The 18,017-nt window shown below is 72.0% G+C and carries 12 protein-coding genes; 9 read left to right on the forward strand and 3 right to left on the reverse strand.

Features of this window, described 5'->3' with window-relative positions:
• Window positions 1–87: 87 nt before the first annotated feature.
• Together ACLJQZ_RS12200 and ACLJQZ_RS12205 are read left to right on the forward strand one after the other, a co-directional pair.
• A complete protein-coding gene (locus ACLJQZ_RS12200; protein WP_410620125.1) occupies window positions 88–660 on the forward strand; it encodes a Uma2 family endonuclease in 573 nt (190 codons plus the stop codon).
• Window positions 661–707: 47 nt separating this feature from the next.
• Complete coding sequence (locus ACLJQZ_RS12205) at window positions 708–1,361, forward strand: peptidoglycan recognition family protein (protein ID WP_410620126.1); 654 nt, start codon at window positions 708–710, stop codon at window positions 1,359–1,361.
• On the opposite strand, the gene ACLJQZ_RS12210 is transcribed toward ACLJQZ_RS12205, so the two are convergent.
• The gene (locus ACLJQZ_RS12210; protein WP_410620127.1) at window positions 1,353–2,711 is read right to left on the reverse strand and encodes a glutamine synthetase family protein; all 1,359 of its coding nucleotides are present in this window, start codon (window positions 2,709–2,711) and stop codon (window positions 1,353–1,355) included. The genes ACLJQZ_RS12205 and ACLJQZ_RS12210 overlap by 9 nt on opposite strands.
• A 102-nt stretch (window positions 2,712–2,813) precedes the next feature.
• On the opposite strand from ACLJQZ_RS12210, the gene ACLJQZ_RS12215 reads away from it, so the two are divergent.
• Genes ACLJQZ_RS12215 through lgt form a run of 3 tightly spaced genes read left to right on the forward strand, consistent with a single transcriptional unit; the run spans window position 2,814 to window position 6,189 of the window.
• Window positions 2,814–3,938 (forward strand): amidohydrolase family protein, encoded by a 1,125-nt coding sequence (locus ACLJQZ_RS12215; RefSeq protein ID WP_410620128.1) that lies wholly within the window; start codon window positions 2,814–2,816, stop codon window positions 3,936–3,938.
• Window positions 3,935–5,110 (forward strand): M20 metallopeptidase family protein, encoded by a 1,176-nt coding sequence (locus ACLJQZ_RS12220; protein ID WP_410620129.1) that lies wholly within the window; start codon window positions 3,935–3,937, stop codon window positions 5,108–5,110. Before ACLJQZ_RS12215 ends, ACLJQZ_RS12220 begins: the two co-directional genes overlap by 4 nt.
• A 26-nt stretch (window positions 5,111–5,136) precedes the next feature.
• The gene (gene lgt, locus ACLJQZ_RS12225; protein ID WP_410620130.1) at window positions 5,137–6,189 is read left to right on the forward strand and encodes a prolipoprotein diacylglyceryl transferase; all 1,053 of its coding nucleotides are present in this window, start codon (window positions 5,137–5,139) and stop codon (window positions 6,187–6,189) included.
• A 191-nt stretch (window positions 6,190–6,380) separates the two neighbouring features.
• On the opposite strand, the gene ACLJQZ_RS12230 is transcribed toward lgt, so the two are convergent.
• Window positions 6,381–7,169, reverse strand: a complete 789-nt coding sequence (locus ACLJQZ_RS12230) for an SDR family oxidoreductase (protein ID WP_410620131.1) — start codon at window positions 7,167–7,169, stop codon at window positions 6,381–6,383.
• A gap of 333 nt (window positions 7,170–7,502) precedes the next feature.
• Here ACLJQZ_RS12230 and gltB point away from each other — a divergent pair, with 333 nt between their 5' ends.
• The 4 genes from gltB to ACLJQZ_RS12250 all read left to right on the forward strand — a co-directional run bounded on the left by gltB (window position 7,503) and on the right by ACLJQZ_RS12250 (window position 16,761).
• Entirely contained in the window at window positions 7,503–12,056 is a 4,554-nt protein-coding gene (gene gltB, locus ACLJQZ_RS12235) for a glutamate synthase large subunit (RefSeq protein WP_410620132.1), read from the forward strand.
• Window positions 12,049–13,557: a glutamate synthase subunit beta gene (locus ACLJQZ_RS12240; RefSeq protein WP_410620133.1), complete on the forward strand. Its 1,509-nt coding sequence runs from the start codon at window positions 12,049–12,051 to the stop codon at window positions 13,555–13,557. The genes gltB and ACLJQZ_RS12240 overlap by 8 nt, the downstream gene beginning before the upstream one ends.
• A gap of 103 nt (window positions 13,558–13,660) precedes the next feature.
• Window positions 13,661–14,827, forward strand: a complete 1,167-nt coding sequence (locus ACLJQZ_RS12245) for a macrolide family glycosyltransferase (protein WP_410620134.1) — start codon at window positions 13,661–13,663, stop codon at window positions 14,825–14,827.
• 542 nt (window positions 14,828–15,369) lie between these two features.
• Window positions 15,370–16,761, forward strand: a complete 1,392-nt coding sequence (locus ACLJQZ_RS12250; RefSeq protein ID WP_410620135.1) for a class II 3-deoxy-7-phosphoheptulonate synthase — start codon at window positions 15,370–15,372, stop codon at window positions 16,759–16,761.
• Window positions 16,762–16,765: 4 nt separating this feature from the next.
• On the opposite strand, the gene ACLJQZ_RS12255 is transcribed toward ACLJQZ_RS12250, so the two are convergent.
• Entirely contained in the window at window positions 16,766–18,016 is a 1,251-nt protein-coding gene (locus ACLJQZ_RS12255) for a wax ester/triacylglycerol synthase family O-acyltransferase (protein ID WP_410620136.1), read from the reverse strand.
• Window position 18,017: the final 1 nt, after the last annotated feature.

The raw sequence follows: 18,017 nt of genomic DNA on the forward strand, positions 1-18,017 counted from the left end.
GTGTGATGATCCACAACGAGGGGACCGAGCGGACATGCCACACTGGAGCAGACCGACGGCGATCGGCGCGAGCGGAGGTGAAGCGCGATGGCAGCACCGACTGAACCCGATTCCGGGCTCAGCATCCCACCGCACCCCGACGGCTGGACGGTCGACGAAGTCCTCGCACTGCCGGAGGATCAGACCTCACTCCAGCGGATCGAACTCGTGGACGGGGCACTCCTCGTGAGCCCATGGCCACGGCTGGAGCACCAGCGTCTTGTCGGTACCCTGTGGGGCCAGCTCTCTGCGGGGGCTGGAGATCAGTTCGAAGTCTTCCCCGGAGCGAATGTCGTACTCGGGAACCGCGGTAACCGCCTGCTGATACCGGATCTCGTGGTGGCCGACGAGTGTGGTCTGACGGGCGTGAGCCTGACCGAGAAGCAGGTCGTTCTCGTCGTCGAGATCGTGTCGCCGTCCTCCAGGGTGCAGGACCGGATCCTCAAACGGGTTGTCTACGCCGAAGCTCTGATCCCGTTCTACCTCCTGGTCGAGCCGGGCGAGCCGGACACCGCGACCCTCTTCGAACTCCAACGCGGTGAGTACGAACCCATCGCCAAGAGCGAAGCCGGGAAGCTCCACCTCACCCGGCCCTTCGAAGCCGAGATCACCCTGGCCTGACCGGGCTTTGTACAAAAGCTGTACGCGGCCGCGGGAGAGTCCGGTGCATGGACATCGGACACCTTCCGCGGCGCACCTTCCTTCGCGGCGCCACCGGTCTCGCCGTCGCCGGGGCGGCCGGCCTGGTTCGGCCCGCCGCGGCCAGGGCCGCGCAGGCGCCGCGGATCTACAGCTGTGCCGAGTGGGGTGCGCGGCCGCCGTCGGACGAACTCGTCACCGTCGACCACCCCGCGAACCGGATTCTCATCCACCACATCGCCAGTGCCAACAGCACCGACTACTCCCTCGACCACGCCTTCCAGGTCGCCCGCGACGATCAGCACGACCACATGGACAACAACGGCTGGTCCGACACCGGCCAGCACTTCACCGTCAGCCGCGGCGGCTACCGGCTGGAAGGGCGGCACGGCAGCCTCGACGCGCTGCGCGGCCGGACCACCATGATCCAGGGCGCGCACTGCCCCGGCCAGAACACCAACGCCATCGGCATCGAGAACGAAGGCCTCTACACCAGCGTGGAACCGCCGCAGTCCCAGTGGGACTCGCTCGTCGTGTTCTGTGCCTACATCTGCCGCCAGTACGGCATCCCGGTCGAGGAGATCAAGGGCCACCGCGACTACTACAACACCGAGTGCCCCGGCGACCGCCTCTACGCCAAGCTGCCGCAGCTGCGGACGGAGGTCGCGAAAGCCCTAGTGTAGGTACCGCATCACGGCGCACAGCTCCGCCGGCGACAGGCGCCCGAACCGGTCGATCTCGCCGCGGCGGACGTCCACCAGCGTCGTCGCCAGTTCCGGGCCGAACGCCTTCGTCAGCGCTTCGTCCGCTTCGAACGCCGTGACGGCTTCGGCGAGTGTCTTCGGCAGCCGCTCGGCCGAGGGCAACGTCCCGGGGTCGACGTCGACGGGCACCGGCAGCGTCGCGTCGGCGTCCACGCCGGCCAAGCCGGCGATCAGCAGCGCGGCCACCACCAGGTACGGGTTCGCGGTCAGGTCGAAGCACTTGACCTCGAAGTTCGCCGCCCGGTCGCGCTGGCCGGCCACGCCCCGCACCAGCCGTAGCGGCGCCTCGCGGTTCTCCAGGCCCCACGCCAGGAACACGCCCGCCCAGTGGTGCGGCTCCAGCCGCAGGTAGCTGACCACCGACGGCGCGCCGATCGCCAGCAACGCGGGCAGCCGCGAGAAGATCCCGGCGCCGAACGCCTCCGCCGTCGCGGTCAGCCCGAACCGGCGGTCGCCGCCGGCGCAGAGGTTGCGGTCGCCGTCCCACAGGCTCAGGTGCACGTGACCGCCGTTGCCGACGCCGTCCGGGGCGAACTTCGGCGTGAACGACGCGCGCAGCCCGTGCTGCTCGCTGACCGCCCGGATCGTCTCGCGGGTCAGCACCGCGATGTCGGCCGCGCGCACCGGGTCGTCCGCCGCCACCGACAGCTCGAACTGCCCGGCCGCGTACTCCGGGTGGATCTGTTCCACGGCAACACCTTGCGCGGCCAGCGCCGACACCAGCGCCCGCAGGTACGGCGCCTGCGCGGAAAGCCGCGCGTAGCCGTAGGCCGGGCCCGCCGTCGCCGAGCGCGGGTCGTCCGGCGCGTCCGCCGTCGTGATCACCCATTCGATCTCGAACGCGGTCCGGACGTCGTAGCCCAGCGCCGCGAGCCGCGCCGTCGCCGCGGCCGCCTGCGCCCGGGAGTCCTGCGGGTGGGGGACGCCGTCCTGGTCGTAGCGGTTCGCCGGCGCCCACGCCCAGCCGGGCTGCGCGGCCAGCGGGACGAGCGCGTCGAGGTCGGGGTGCAGCCGCAGGTCGCCGACCGGGCCGCGCGAGTACGTGCCGTCCACGATCTCGTCGGTGGCCAGGAAGAAGTCGAAGGAGTTCGACGCGCCGACGCCCCACGCGGCCGCCGACCACAGCCGGTCCACCGGGACCGCCTTCGTCCGGGTGATGCCGCTGTTGTCCACGAAGGTCAGCGCGACCAGCTCCACCCCGGCGGCGCGCAGGCCGTCGGCCCGGATGGCGCCCTGCTGCGCGAGTTCTGCCCGATCGAGCCGGCTCATCCTGCTCCTGTTCACTGGATACCCCGAGAAAACCGGATACCTTGGGAAAGTGGAGGAGATCGTGTCAGACGCCGTCGAAACCCGTCCAGCGGCGGGCCGCGCATGACCGAGCTGCTCCCGTTCGTGGCGGACCTGCCGCTCGTGGACCACCACTGCCACGGCGTCCTCACCCGGGACGTGGCCCGCGCGGACTTCGAGGCCCTGCTGACCGAGGCCGACACGACGTCGCCGCTCGGCACCAGCCTGTTCGACTCGCTCATCGGCCTGGCCGTGCGCGCACGCTGCGCGCCCGTGCTCGACCTGCCCCAGCACGCTTCCGCCGACGTCTACCTCGACCGCCGCGCCGAGCTGGGCGCGGCCGAGGTGGCACGGCGGTTCCTGCGGGCCACCGGCACGACCGACTTCCTGCTGGACGGCGGGTTCCTCCCGGAGTCCGTGACGACGACGCCGGAGTTCGGCGCCCTCGCCGCGACCCGGGCGCACGACGTCGTCCGGCTGGAGCAGGTCGCGGAGGCGGTGATCGCGGGCACGACCGCGGCCGGGTTCGCCGCGGCCTTCGCCGACGAGCTGGGGAAACGGGCCGCGACGGCCGTCGGGCTCAAGTCGATCGCCGCCTACCGCGTCGGCCTCGACCTGGCGGGGGAGCGGCCGTCGCCGTCCGAAGTGACGGCCGCGGCGGAACGCTGGCTGCGCTCCGGAGACGGCCGGCTGGCCGACGAGGTGCTGCACCGCCACCTCGTCTGGACCGGGCTCGACCTGGGCCTGCCGGTGCAGTTCCACGTCGGGTACGGCGACTCCGACGTCGACCTGCACCGCTGCGACCCGCTGCTGCTCACCGGCTTCCTGCGGGCGACGCGCGACCGGGGCGTGCCGATCCTGCTGCTGCACAACTACCCGTTCCACCGGCACGCGGCCTACCTCGCGCAGGTCTTCGAGCACGTCTTCGTCGACGCCGGCCTGATCACGCACAACGTGGGGTTCCGGGCGCCCGCGATCCTGGCCGAGCTGCTGGAGATCGCGCCGTTCGGGAAGGTGCTGTTCTCCACCGACGCGTTCGGCCTGGCCGAGCTGTACCACCTGGGCACGGCGCTGTTCCGGCGCGGCCTGTCGGACTTCGCGCGGGCCGCGCTGGCCGCCGACGCGATGTCCGAAGTGGACGCCATCCGGCTGTGTGCTTTGGTGGGGCACGAGAACGCGAAGAGGATCTACCGCTTGGAGCACGTGTGACCGACCTGTGGACCCGGTGGACCCGGGCGATCGACGACGAGCTGCCCGCCGCCGTCGCCCTCCGCCACGCCGTGCACGCCGACCCGCGCGGCTCCGGCGACGAGGAGGACACCGCCCGGCTGGTCACCGCGGCGATCGGCGCGGGTGACGGCGTCCGCGTCGCCAAGACCGGCCGCGCGATCCCGCTGCCCGGCGCTGCGGCCGACGGCCCCGCGATCGCCCTGCGTGCCGAGCTGGACGCGCTGCCGGTCACCGAGCGCACCGGCGTGCCGTGGGCGTCGGAGACCGACCTGATGCACGCGTGCGGGCACGACGTGCACCTCGCGGCGCTGGTCGCGGTGGCCCGCGCGGCGGTGCGGGTCGACGTGCCGCGCCCGATCCTCGCGCTGCTCCAGCCGCGGGAGGAGACGTCGCCCTCCGGCGCGCTCGACGTTGTCGAGTCCGGGCTGCTCGCCGAGCACCGGGTGGACACCGTGATCGGCGGGCACGTCCAGCCCCGGCTCGCGGACGGGGCCGTGTCGGCCGTGCCGGGCCCGGTCAACGCGTCCACCGACGAGTTCGAGGTCGTCCTGCACGGCCAGGGCGGGCACGCCGGTTACCCGCACATGCTGCGCGACCCGATCCTCGCGCTGTCGCAGCTGGTGGTGAGCCTGCAGCAGCTGGCGTCGCGCCGGATCGACCCGGTGTTCGGCGCGGTCTGCTCGGTCGGCCGGATCCAGGCCGGCACCGCGGCGAACGTCGTCCCGAACTCGGCGAGCGCGGCCGGCTCGCTGCGGCTGATGCGCGCGGAGGACCGTGAGCGCGCGCTCGAAGCGCTGGAGCAGATCGTGCACGGCACCGCGGCGGCCCACGGCTGCTCCGCCGAGCTGCGGATCAGCCCGTGCGAGCCGGTGCTGCACAACGACCCGGCCCTGGCCGCGGCGGCGCAGCGCTGGCTGGTGCGCGGCGGCGCCCGCGTCGACCACGAGTTCCGCTCGTTCGGCGCCGACGACTTCGCGCACTACTGCGGCGGCGAAACCCGTGGCCTGATGCTGTTCGTCGGCCTCGGCGACACCGCCGGCGCGCCCAGCCTGCACGACGAGGTGTTCCTTCCCGGCGACGACGCCGTCACCCGCGTCGCGCACGCGCTGGTGGCGGGCTACCTGGCCGCGACGGAGGCGGAGTCCCGCTAGCTCGGGAGACGCGCTACGGTGGCCCCGTGATTTCCGCCTCGGCCGCCTTCCTCGCGACGATCCCCAGCCCCGACCGCGGGGTCTGGCACCTGGGGATCATCCCGATCCGCGCCTACGCCCTGTGCATCATCGCCGGCATCATCGTCGCGATCTGGTGGGGTGAACGGCGCTGGGTCGCCCGGGGCGGCACCAAGGGCACGATCATCGACATGGCGGTGTACGCCGTGCCGTTCGGCCTGGTCGGCGGCCGGTTGTACCACGTGATCACCGACCCCGAGCTGTACTTCACCGAGGGCAAGAACCCCTGGAACGCCTTCGCGATCTGGGACGGCGGCCTCGGCATCTGGGGCGCCATCGCGCTCGGCGCGGTGGGCGCGCTCATCGCGTGCCGCCGCAAGGGCGTCCCGCTGCCGGCGATGGCCGACGCGATCGCCCCCGGCATCATCGTCGCGCAGGCCATCGGCCGCCTCGGCAACTACTTCAACCAGGAGCTCTACGGCGCGCACACCGACCTGCCGTGGGGCCTGGAGGTCTTCCAGCGCTTCAACCCGGACGACCCGGAAAACCTGCTCAACGGCGTCGCGACGGGCCACATCCCGCTGCCGGAGAGCCCGGTCCACCCGACGTTCCTGTACGAGCTGATCTGGAACCTGCTGATCGCCGGCCTGATCGTCTGGGCCGACCGGAAGTTCAAGCTCGGCCACGGCCGGGTGTTCGCGCTGTACGTCGCGGGCTACACGGTGGGCCGCGGCTGGATCGAGATGATGCGGACCGACACCGCGAACCACATCCTCGGCCTGCGGGTCAACGTGTGGACGTCGATCCTGCTGTTCCTCGCCGCGGTGATCTACTTCGTGCTGGCGGGCCGGCGGGGGCCGCGGGAAGCCCCGGAGCTGCTGCACGGCAAGGACACCGCCGCGCCCGCGGCCGCCGCCGGGGAGACCCCTGCGGACGGCGCCACGCCGGCGGAACCGGACGACGCCGACTCCGTGAAGGTGGCTGCGGAGGCCCCGGCTTCGGCGGAGAAGCCCGCCGAAGACGTCCCGGTGGCCGAGGAACCCAAGAAGACCGAGAACTGACCGAGCGCCCCAATGCCACATTGGGTGCGTCAGACGCACCCAATGTGGCATTCGGTGCGTCAGACGCACCCAACGCCACATTGGGGCGCTGGCCGCCGGTCAATAAGGCGAGCCGGGGCCGAGCAGGCCCCCCCCGATTTCCACGCTACCGGGAAGCGCCGGCAGTTCCGGGCCGCGACGGTCGGGAACGGCTAGGAGAGGTCCGGCAGGCCCAGGTCCAGGTTGGGGGACTGGAGCCCGCCGTCGACCTCGAGGATCTTGCCGGTGATGTAGCCGCCGGCCCGGGACGCCAGGAAGACCACGGTCGCCGCGATGTCCTCCGCCTCGCCGATCCGGCGCAGCGGCGTCGCGGACTCCATCTTCTCCTTGAGCTCCGGGTTGCCGACCACGATCTCCAGCGCCGACGTCGCCACCGAGCCCACCGAGATCGCGTTGACCCGGACCTTGGGCGCGAGGTCGGCCGCCGCGAGGCGGGTCCAGTGGGCCAGGGCCGCCTTCGCCGTGCCGTACGCGACGAAGCCGCGGCCGCTGACCCGGCCCATGATCGACGAGATGTTGACGACCGAGCCGCCCGTCTTGACGAGCGAGGGCGCCGCCGCCACCGTCAGCGCGTGCGCCGTCGAGACGTTGAAGCGGAACGCTTCCTCGAGGAACTCGGGCGTCGTCTCGGTCAGGGGTCGCGGGTAGGTGCCGCCGACGTTGTTGACCACCAGGTCGAGCCGCCCGAACTCCTCGACGGCCACCGCGGCGAGCGTCGCGGCGGCGGCCGGGTCGGCGAGGTCGAGCGGGACGACGTGGGCGCGGCGGCCCGCCGAGAACACCCGGGAGGCCACTTCTTCGAGCTGGGCTGCCGTCCGGGAGGCGATGACCACGTCGGCGCCCGCTTCGGCGAGGGCCACGGCGGTGGCCGCGCCGATCCCGCGTCCGGCGCCGGTGACCACCGCGACCTGGCCGGGCAGCCGGAACCGGTCGAGGATCATGCGGGAAATGTAACACGTTCTACTAGCGTGCGGGAATGCCTCGAAGGGGGCGTTGCGGGCATCGGACCGGGCGGCGTCGGCCGCGTCACGTTAGACTTGACGAAGGTTTCCGGGTCGTATACTTAGCAGAGCGAACTACCAGGAACCCATCAGGAACTACGTCGTTCCGCGCGGCCAGATCGTTACCGTCCGACGTTGTCCGGGGCGCTCTGAATTGATGCTGGCATGTTTCCCAGGTGTTAAAGTCGCGCTAACGAGCGGGCCATCGTCGTCCCGTGCGCTCCCCGGCCGCTAGCCCGGCCAGCACGAACAGACGACGAAGGAGGTCCCTTCATGATCTTCTCCGCCATTCCCGGCAAGCAGGGTCTCTACGATCCGGAGACCGAACAGGACTCCTGCGGTGTGGCCATGGTGGCCGACATCCGCGGCCGCCGCTCCCATGGCATCGTCACCGACGGCCTCGCCGCGTTGACCAATCTGGACCACCGAGGCGCCGCCGGTGCCGAACCCACCAGCGGCGACGGCGCCGGCATCCTGCTGCAGCTGCCCGACGAACTGCTGCGTGCGGAAGCCGGTTTCGAGCTGCCCGAACCCGACGAAAACGGCCACCACCGGTACGCGGCGGGGATCGCCTTCCTGCCCGCCGACGCCGAGCAGCGCCGCAAGGCCGTCGAGCTGGCCGAACGCATCGCCGTCGAAGAAGGACTCGAAGTCCTGGGCTGGCGCGAGGTCCCGGTCGACGCCGGCCGCGCCGACATCGGCCCGTCCGCCCGCTCGGTCATGCCGCACTTCGCGATGCTGTTCGTCGCCGGCGACGGCGCCGCGGGCCTCGAGCTGGACCGCCTGGCCTTCTGCCTGCGCAAGCGCACCGAGCACGAGAGCGGGATCGCGGGCTGCGGCACGTACTTCCCGTCGCTGTCCTCGCGCACGATCGTCTACAAAGGCATGGTCACGCCGGAGCAGCTGCCCGCGTTCTTCGGCGACCTGCGCGACGAGCGGCTGGCGAGCGCCATCGCGCTGGTCCACTCCCGCTTCTCCACCAACACGTTCCCGTCGTGGCCGCTCGCGCACCCGTTCCGGTTCGTGGCCCACAACGGCGAGATCAACACCATCCGCGGCAACCGCAACCGCATGCGGGCCCGCGAGGCGCTGCTCGAATCGGACCTGATCCCCGGCGACCTGACCCGGCTGTTCCCGATCTGCTCGGCGGACGCGTCGGACTCGGCGTCGTTCGACGAGGTCCTGGAGCTGCTGCACCTGGGCGGCCGGTCGCTGCCGCACGCCGTGCTGATGATGATCCCGGAGGCGTGGGAGAACCACACCACCATGAAGCCCGCGCGCCGCGCCTTCTACCAGTTCCACGCCAGCCTGATGGAACCGTGGGACGGCCCGGCCTGCGTCACCTTCACCGACGGCACGCTGGTCGGCGCGGTCCTCGACCGCAACGGCCTGCGCCCGGCGCGCTGGTGGCGCACCGCCGACGACCGCGTCGTGCTCGCCAGCGAGGCGGGCGTCCTGGACGTCGCTCCGAAGGATGTCGTCGCGAAGGGCCGCCTCAAGCCCGGCCGGATGTTCCTGGTGGACACCGCGGCCGGCCGGATCGTCGACGACGAAGAGGTCAAGTCCGAGCTGGGCAAGGACCTGCCGTACGAGGGCTGGCTGCACGCCGGCCTGCTGAAGCTCGCCGAGCTGCCCGACCGCGACCACGTCGTGCAAAGCCACGACTCGGTGCTGCGGCGCCAGCTTTCCTTCGGCTACACCGAGGAAGAGCTCAAGATCCTGCTCGCGCCGATGGCCGAGAAGGGCGCCGAGCCGATCGGCTCGATGGGCTCGGACACCCCGGTCGCGGTGCTGTCCCAGCGATCTCGCCTGCTCTACGACTACTTCAAGCAGAACTTCGCGCAGGTGACCAACCCGCCGCTGGACGCGATCCGCGAAGAGCTCGTCACGTGCATGGCGCGGATCATGGGCCCGGAGCGCAACCTGCTGGCGCCGGGCCCGGCGTCGTGCCGGCACCTGAAGCTGCCGTACCCGGTGATCGACAACGACGAGCTCGCCAAGCTCATCCACATCAACGACGACGGCGACCTGCCGGGCTTCGCGTGCAGTGTCCTTTCCGGACTGTACGAAGTGGACGGCGGCGCCGAGGCGCTGGCGTCGGCGGTCGAGCGCGTCCGGCGTGAGGCGTCCGAGGCGATCGCGGCCGGCGCGCGCACGCTGGTGCTGTCCGACCGCGACTCCGACCACCGGATGGCGCCGATCCCGTCGCTGCTGCTGGTTTCCGCCGTGCACCACCACCTGGTGCGCACGAAGGAACGCCTGCGCGTCGCGCTGGTCGTCGAATCCGGGGACGCCCGCGAGGTGCACCACATCGCGTTGCTGCTCGGCTACGGCGCCGCCGCGGTGAACCCGTACCTGGCCTTCGAGACGATCGAGGACATGATCGGGCAGGGCGCCGTGACCGGCATCGAGTCCGGCAAGGCGATCCGCAACTACGTGCAGGCGCTCGTCAAGGGCGTCCTGAAGATCATGTCCAAGATGGGCATCTCGACGGTCGGCGCGTACACCGCCGCCCAGGTCTTCGAATCCCTCGGCCTGGCCCAGGACCTGCTCGACGAGTACTTCACCGGGACGTCGTCGAAGCTCGGCGGCGTCCGGCTCGACGTGCTCGCCGAAGAGGTCGCCGTCCGGCACCGCCGCGCGTACCCGGACAACCCGACCGACCGCGTCCACCGTGGACTCGACACCGGCGGCGAGTACGCCTACCGCCGCGAGGGCGAGCTGCACCTGTTCTCGCCGGAGACGGTGTTCCTGCTGCAGCACGCGTCCAAGACCGGCCGCGAGGAGGTGTACCGCAAGTACACCGACGAGGTGCACCGCCTCTACCGCGAGGGTGGCACGCTGCGCGGGTTGTTCGCCTTCCGCGACGGCGTCCGCGAGCCGGTGCCGCTCGACGAGGTCGAGCCGGCCGAGGCGATCTTCAAGCGTTTCAACACCGGCGCGATGTCGTACGGCTCGATTTCGGCCGAGGCCCACGAAACCCTGGCCATCGCGATGAACCGGCTCGGCGGCCGGTCCAACACGGGCGAGGGTGGCGAGGACCCGGAGCGGCTCTACGACCCCGAGCGCCGCAGCGCGATCAAGCAGGTCGCTTCGGGCCGTTTCGGCGTCACCAGTGAATATCTCGTCAACGCCGACGACATCCAGATCAAGATGGCGCAGGGCGCGAAGCCCGGTGAGGGCGGCCAGCTGCCGCCGAACAAGGTGTACCCGTGGATCGCCCGGACCCGGCACTCGACGCCGGGTGTCGGGCTGATTTCCCCGCCGCCGCACCACGACATCTACTCCATCGAGGACCTCGCCCAGCTGATCCACGACCTCAAGAACGCCAACGAGCACGCCCGCATCCACGTGAAGCTGGTGTCCTCACTCGGTGTCGGCACGGTCGCGGCGGGTGTGTCGAAGGCGCACGCGGACGTCGTGCTCATCTCGGGTCACGACGGCGGCACCGGCGCGTCCCCGATGAACTCGCTCAAGCACGCCGGCACGCCGTGGGAGATCGGCCTCGCCGAGACCCAGCAGACGTTGCTGCTCAACGGGTTGCGCGACCGGATCACCGTGCAGGTGGACGGCGCCATGAAGACCGGGCGCGACGTCGTCATCGCGGCGCTGCTCGGCGCCGAGGAGTACGGCTTCGCGACGGCCCCGCTCGTCGTCGCGGGCTGCATCATGATGCGCGTCTGCCACCTCGACACCTGCCCGGTCGGCGTCGCCACGCAGAGCCCCGAGCTCCGCAAGCGCTACACCGGCCAGGTCGAGCACGTCGTGAACTTCTTCAGGTTCGTCGCGCAGGAAGTCCGGGAAACCCTGGCGGCACTGGGCTTTCGGACCCTCGACGAGGCCATCGGCCACGCCGAGCTGCTGAACACCGACGAGGCCGTGCACCACTGGAAGGCGTCCGGTTTGGACCTGTCGCCGATCTTCGAGATGCCGGCCGAGACACCTTACGGCGGCGCGAAACGGCGCACCCGCGGCCAGGACCACGGCCTCGAGCACGCCCTGGACCGCACGCTCATCCAGCTCGCCGAGGCGGCCCTGGAAGACGCGCACCCGGTGCGGCTCGAACTGCCGGTACGCAACGTGAACCGGACCGTCGGCACCCTGCTCGGCTCGGAGATCACCCGCCGCTACGGCGGGGAAGGCCTGCCCGAGGGCACGATCCACGTGCTGCTCACCGGGTCCGCGGGCCAGTCGCTCGGCGCGTTCCTGCCGCGCGGAATCACCCTCGACATGGTCGGCGACGCCAACGACTACGTCGGCAAGGGCCTGTCCGGCGGGCGGATCATCGTCCGTCCCGACCCGGACGCCTCCTTCGCCGCCGAGGCGCAGACGATCGCGGGCAACACGATCGCCTACGGCGCGACCGGCGGCGAGCTCTTCCTGCGCGGTCAGGTCGGCGAACGCTTCTGCGTCCGCAACTCCGGCGCCACCGTCGTCGCCGAGGGTGTCGGCGACCACGCCTTCGAGTACATGACCGGCGGCCGCGCCGTGGTGCTCGGCCCGACCGGGCGGAACCTGGCGGCCGGCATGTCCGGCGGCATCGCGTTCCTGCTCGACGTCGACCGCAAGAAGGTCAACCAGGACATGGTGGACCTGCTCAAGCCGACCGCGGACGACCTGGCCTGGCTCAAGAAAACCGTGCAGCAGCACTACGATCTCACCCGCTCCGCGGTGGCCGCGTCGCTGCTCGGCGACTGGCCGCGCCGCAGCGTGGCGTTCACCAAGGTGATGCCGCGTGACTACCAGCGGGTCCTGGACGCGGCGAAGGCGGCGAAGGCCGCCGGCCGCGACGTCGACGAGGCGATCATGGAGGCCGCTCGTGGCTGACCCGACCGGCTTTCTCAAGTACGACCGCGAAGAGCCCAAGAAGAAGTCCAAAGAGGACCGGCTCCACTCGTGGGGCGAGGTCTACGCGGACGTCGATCCGGGCGTGCGCAACGAAGACGTCCGCAAGCAGGCGTCGCGGTGCATGGACTGCGGCATCCCGTTCTGTCATTCGGGGGGGTCCGGTTGTCCGCTGGGCAACCTGATCCCGGAGTGGAACGACCTCGTCCGCCGCGGCGACTGGGCCGCGGCGAGCGATCGGTTGCACGCCACCAACAACTTCCCCGAGTTCACCGGGAAGCTGTGCCCCGCGCCGTGCGAGGCGGGCTGCGTGCTGTCGATCTCGCCGCTCTCGGGCGGGCCGGTGTCGATCAAGCGCGTCGAGCAGACGATCGCCGACCAGTCCTGGGAAGCGGGCTACGTCCAGCCACAGGTGGCGGAAGTGTCGTCGGGGCAACGGGTCGCGGTCGTCGGCTCCGGCCCGGCCGGGCTCGCCGCCGCCCAGCAGCTGACCCGCGCCGGGCACGAGGTCACCGTCTTCGAGCGGGACGACCGGCTCGGCGGGCTGCTGCGCTACGGCATCCCCGAGTTCAAGATGGAGAAGAAGGTCCTCGACCGGCGCCTCGCGCAGCTGCGCAAGGAGGGCGCCAAGTTCGTCACCGGCTGCGAGGTCGGCGTCGACCTGACCGTGGAGGACCTGCGCGAGCGGTACGACGCCGTCGTGCTCGCGGTCGGCGCCCTGCGCGGCCGCGACGACACGACCACGCCCGGGCGCGAGCTGTCCGGCGTGCACTTGGCGATGGAACACCTGGTGCCGGCCAACAAGTTCGTCGAGGGTGACGGCCCGTCGCCGGTCGACGCGCGCGGCAAGCACGTCGTGATCATCGGCGGCGGCGACACCGGCGCCGACTCCTACGGCACGGCCACCCGGCAGGGCGCGCTTTCCGTGACGCAGCTGGACCAGTACCCGATCCCACCGTCCACCAGGGACGACGACCGCTCGCCGTGGCCGACCTGGCCCTACATCCTGCGCACCTACTCGGCGCACGAGGAGGCGGGGGAGCGGAAGTTCGCCGTTGCGGTCAAGCGGTTCGTCGGCGACGACGCCGGCCGCGTCACGGCGGTCGAGCTGCAGCAGGTGAAGGTGCAGAAGGACCCCACGACCGGCCGTCGCGAGGTCATCCCGGTCGGCGACGACGTCGAGACGGTCCCGGCGGACTTGGTCCTGCTGGCGATCGGCTTCGAGGGCGTCGAGGACATGCCGCTGCTGGGCGGCCTCGGGCTGTCGCTGACCAAGCGCGGCACGCTGTCGTGCGGCGCGGACTGGCAGACCGGGACACCGGGTGTGTTCGTCTGCGGTGACGCCCACCGCGGCGCGTCGCTGGTGGTCTGGGCGATCGCCGAAGGCCGTTCGGTGGCCAACGCGGTCGACACGTACCTGACCGGCGCGTCCGACCTGCCGTCCCCGGTGCACCCGACGGCGTTGCCACTCGCTGTCGTCTGAACGCGCGTCGCGGAAAGGGCCACCCGGCCGCGTGCCGGGTGGCCCTTTCCGTATTCGAGCGGCGCCCGCCACAATGGGCGGGAAATGGGGGTCCGTTCCGACCATGGGCGCACACATCGCGTTTCTCGCGGTTCCGGCGGCGGGGCACGTCAACCCGACCCTGCCGCTGGTCGAGGAGCTGGTCCGGCGCGGGCACCGGGTCACCTACGCCACCGGTCCGGCGCTGCGGGACGCCGTCGCCGCGGCGGGGGCGGCGCCGGTCGTCCCGGACGCGCCATGGGCGAAGGTGGCCGCCGCGCGCAGCCGGACCACCGAGGAGGTCGCCGAGACGCTCACCGGCGCTCTCGACGTCACCCGCGCGGTGCTGCCGCGGCTGACGGAGGTGTTCCGCGAAGACCCGCCGGACGTCGTCTGCTACGACTCGCTGACGCCGTTCGGGCCGGTGCTGGCCCACCGGCTCGGCCGGCCGTCGGTGGCGACGGTGCCGACGTTCGCGGGCAACGACGAGTTCGACCCGACGACCCTGCTGGCCCCGCCCGACTTCGACCCGGGCCATCCGCGGCTGGCCGAGTACGCCGCTGACCAGGCCCGGTTCGCCGAGTCCGCCGGGGTCCCGGCCGAGACGCCGGCCTCGGTGGGCCGGCTCGCGGACCGGAAGCTCGTCTTCCTCCCACGCGAGTTCCAGATCGCCGGTGACACTTTCGGGGCCGACTACCGGTTCATCGGCCCGTCGTTCGGCTCCCGGGCCGCGGACTGGACGCCCGCGGCCGGCCCGGTGCTGTTCGTTTCCCTGGGCACGGTGGTCAACGACCGCCCCGACTTCTTCGCCGCGTGCGTGACGGCGTTCGGCGGCACCGGCCGGCCCGTGGTGCTGGCGCTCGGCGACCGCGTCGACCCGGCCCGGCTGGGCCCGATCCCGGCGAACTTCGAGGTCCGGCCGTACTTCCCGCAGCCCGCCGTGCTGCGGCACGCGGAGGTGTTCCTGTCGCACACGGGGATGAACTCCACGATGGAGGCGCTGCTGTGCGAGGTGCCGCTGGTGTCCTACCCGCAGACGCCGGAGCAGACGGTCAACGGCCGCCGCGTCGAGGAGCTGGGCCTGGGCCGGGTGCTCACCGGCTCACCCGACCCGCGGGAGCTGCGCCGGACGGTCGACGAGGTCGCGGCGGACCCGGCGATCCGCGCGAACCTGGCCCGGATGGCCGGCCACCTGCGCGCGGCCGGCGGCCCGCGCGCCGGAGCCGACACGATCGAGGAGCTGCTCGCCTGACTCCGGGCTTCGAGCCGAGTCGGTTTCTTCCGGTGTGCTGACTTCGCGAGGGCGGAACGTCAGCCGGTCGACGCGGTGAGCAGCGCCCGGTAACCGCCGCCACCGACGACGACGCCCCTCGTCGGCCCGGCGAGCCGCGACCACGCCACCCAGTCGAACCGGTGGGAGCACCGACGGGCCGCGGGGGAGCGTCGGCACCTCGGGCGCGACCGCGTGCGGGGAGATCTCGACCTTCGCGCCTGCCGTGACCAGCGGGCTGACCAGCCCGGTATCGGCGCGACCGGAGAGCCCGGCGATCGGCATCGGGACCCGGCGCCGTCACGTGATGGCCCTCCCACTGGCCGCGCTTCGCCCCGCGGACGATGACGGCCATCGGGATCGGCGAGCCCGTGACGGCGATGAGGAGTCCCCAGCTCAGCGCGGAGAGCCGGTCGCGTCCCGGGCGAGCGCGAGAGGCAACGCGAGCGCCCAGACCCAGGGAGCGAGGAGCTCGGTGGCCCACCTGGCGGAACGAGGCACGGCGCGAACCTTATCCTGGAGGGGTGAACTGGACTGTGGACGTCCCCGTCGACACACTGCCCGAACTGCCGCCGCTTCCGCCTGAGCTGCGGGCCCGCCTCGACGCGGCCCTGGCCCGGCCCGCGGCCCAGCAGCCGGAGTGGCCCGATCCGGAACTCAGCAACCGGGTGCGCGGGGTGCTGGAGAGCGTGCCGCCGATCACCGTCCCGGCCGAGATCGACCGGCTGAAGAGCCGGCTGGCGATGGTCGCCCGCGGTGAGGCGTTCCTGCTCCAGGGCGGCGACTGCGCGGAGACGTTCGAGTCGAACACCGAGCCGCACATCCGGGCCAACCTGCGCACCCTGCTGCAGATGGCGGTCGTGCTGACCTACGGCGCGAGCCTGCCGGTGGTCAAGGTCGGCCGCATCGCCGGCCAGTACGCGAAGCCGCGCTCGGCCGCGACGGACGCGCTGGGCCTGCCGGTGTACCGCGGCGACATCATCAACTCGCTGGTCGCCAAGCCCGAGCTGCGCGTGCCCGACCCCGGCCGGATGATCCGCGCCTACGCGAACGCGGGCGCGGCGATGAACCTGGTCCGCGCCCTCACCGGCGCCGGCATGGCCGACCTGCACCAGGTGCACGACTGGAACAAGGACTTCGTGTCGGCGTCGCCGGCGGCGCAGCGCTTCGAGGCGCTGGCCAACGAGATCGACCGCGGCCTGCGGTTCATGTCGGCCTGCGGCGTCACCGACACGTCGCTGCAGTCGACCGAGATCTTCGCCAGCCACGAGGCGCTGCTGCTCGACTACGAGCGCTCGATGCTGCGGCTCGACAACGCCGACGCGTCGAACCCGAAGCTGTACAACCTGTCGTCGCACTTCCTCTGGATCGGCGAGCGGACCCGCCAGCTGGACGGCGCGCACATCGCGTTCGCCGAGCTGCTGGCCAACCCGATCGGGGTGAAGATCGGCCCGACGACCACGCCCGAGCAGGCCGTGGAGTACGTCGAGCGGCTCGACCCGCGCGTCGAGGCGGGCCGGCTGACGCTGATCGCGCGGATGGGCAACGGCAAGGTCCGCGACGTGCTGCCGGGCATCGTCGAGAAGGTCGAGGCGTCCGGGCACAAGGTCATCTGGCAGTGCGACCCGATGCACGGCAACACCCACGAGTCGTCCACCGGGTACAAGACGCGCCACTTCGACCGGATCGTCGACGAGGTCCAGGGCTTCTTCGAGGTCCACAACGAGCTCGGCACCTACCCGGGCGGCATCCACGTCGAGCTGACCGGCGAGGACGTCACCGAGTGCCTGGGCGGCGCCCAGGAGATCTCGGACATCGACCTCTCGGGCCGCTACGAGACGGCGTGCGACCCGCGCCTGAACACGCAGCAGTCCCTGGAACTGGCGTTCCTGGTCGCGGAGATGCTGCGCGGCTGAGGCCTCAGGAGGCGTCGAGCAGGCGGGACGCGGACTTCAGGACCGCGTCCCGCAGCGAGCCGATGTCCGGCACCGCCTCGCCGTTGACCTGGAGTCCGATGTGGACCGAGTCGCGGTAGGTGGCCACCGCGATGCCGACCGCGTGGCGCGGCGCCAGCGGGACGAACGGGTAGACCTCCGCCAGCGGCGCGCCGTCGATCGAGAGGCGGGCCGGGGGGAGCGGGACCGTGGTGATCACCAGGTCGAACAGCAGCGGCGCGGCCTGGCCCGCGGTGCGCGTGCCCAGCCGGTGCAGCAGGGACGGGACGCGATCGGCCAGCAGCGGCAGCGCTCCCGCGCCGCGGCTCGGGCCCGCCGCCTTGTTGCGGTTCATCGCGCGGCGGACCACGCGCAGGCGCTCGACCGGGTCGTCCTCGCCGACCGGCAGGTCGCACAGGTAGCCGGACAGCTTGTTGCCGCCGAGCTGGTCACCCGACCGGCCGCGGACGCTCACCGGGATCAGCGCGCGCAGCGTGCGGCCGTCGGCGCGGTGGCCGCGGTTCACCAGCCACTCGCGCAGCGCGCCGGACAGCACCGCCAGCACGACGTCGTTGGTCGTGCCGCCGTGGGCCTTGCGCACCTGCCGCAGCTCGGCGAGCGGCAGCCGCACGAACCCCAGCCGGCGTTCGGCCGAGGCCGGCGCCGACACCGGGGACAGCGTCGGCCGGGTGGCCCGCACCACCGACGAGGCGATGCCGGCGGCTTCGTTCGCCTGGTCCCAGACCGTGCCGAGCGCGCCCTTCACCGTGTCCAAAGTGGACCGCTGGGCCGGGATCCGGCGAGCCGGCTTGGAGGTCTGTTCCGGCAGCTTGACGCCGTCGAGCAGCCCGGCCGCGACCGCGTACGCCCCGGCACCGTCGGTGAGCGCGTGGTGCAGCTTCATCAGCAGCGCGAACTGCCCGCCGGGCAGGCCGGTGACCAGGGTGAGGTCCCACAGCGGGCGGCCGGTGTCGAGCGGCTCGGCGATCCACCGCGACGCGTAGGCCGCCAGCGGGTCCGGGTCGTAGAGCGAGCTGAGCTCGACGTGGTGGATGTGGTCCGCCGCAACGAAATCCGCGTCTTCGGTCCAGCGGGCGGTGCCGGGCGGGAACAGCTCCGAGCGCGCTCGCTGGCGCAGCTTCGGGAGCCGGGCGGCCCGTTCGGCGAGGATCACGGTCAACGCCGGCGGATCCACCGGCCGGCGCGCGGCGAACGTGATCACCGCACCCATGTGCATC

The organism is Amycolatopsis sp. cmx-8-4 (genome assembly GCF_046548675.1).
Classification (GTDB): Bacteria; Actinomycetota; Actinomycetes; order Mycobacteriales; family Pseudonocardiaceae; genus Amycolatopsis.

Excerpts from the sequence above, each read along its gene's own strand:
- ACLJQZ_RS12210 (WP_410620127.1), bottom strand. The coding sequence starts at position 2,711 with ATGAGCCGGCTCGATCGGGCAGAACTCGCGCAGCAGGGCGCCATCCGG.
- ACLJQZ_RS12205 (WP_410620126.1), top strand. The coding sequence starts at position 708 with ATGGACATCGGACACCTTCCGCGGCGCACCTTCCTTCGCGGCGCCACC.
- ACLJQZ_RS12215 (WP_410620128.1), top strand. The coding sequence starts at position 2,814 with ATGACCGAGCTGCTCCCGTTCGTGGCGGACCTGCCGCTCGTGGACCAC.
- ACLJQZ_RS12230 (WP_410620131.1), bottom strand. The coding sequence starts at position 7,169 with ATGATCCTCGACCGGTTCCGGCTGCCCGGCCAGGTCGCGGTGGTCACC.
- ACLJQZ_RS12255 (WP_410620136.1), bottom strand. The coding sequence starts at position 18,016 with ATGCACATGGGTGCGGTGATCACGTTCGCCGCGCGCCGGCCGGTGGAT.
- ACLJQZ_RS12200 (WP_410620125.1), top strand. The coding sequence starts at position 88 with ATGGCAGCACCGACTGAACCCGATTCCGGGCTCAGCATCCCACCGCAC.
- ACLJQZ_RS12245 (WP_410620134.1), top strand. The coding sequence starts at position 13,661 with ATGGGCGCACACATCGCGTTTCTCGCGGTTCCGGCGGCGGGGCACGTC.
- gltB (WP_410620132.1), top strand. The coding sequence starts at position 7,503 with ATGATCTTCTCCGCCATTCCCGGCAAGCAGGGTCTCTACGATCCGGAG.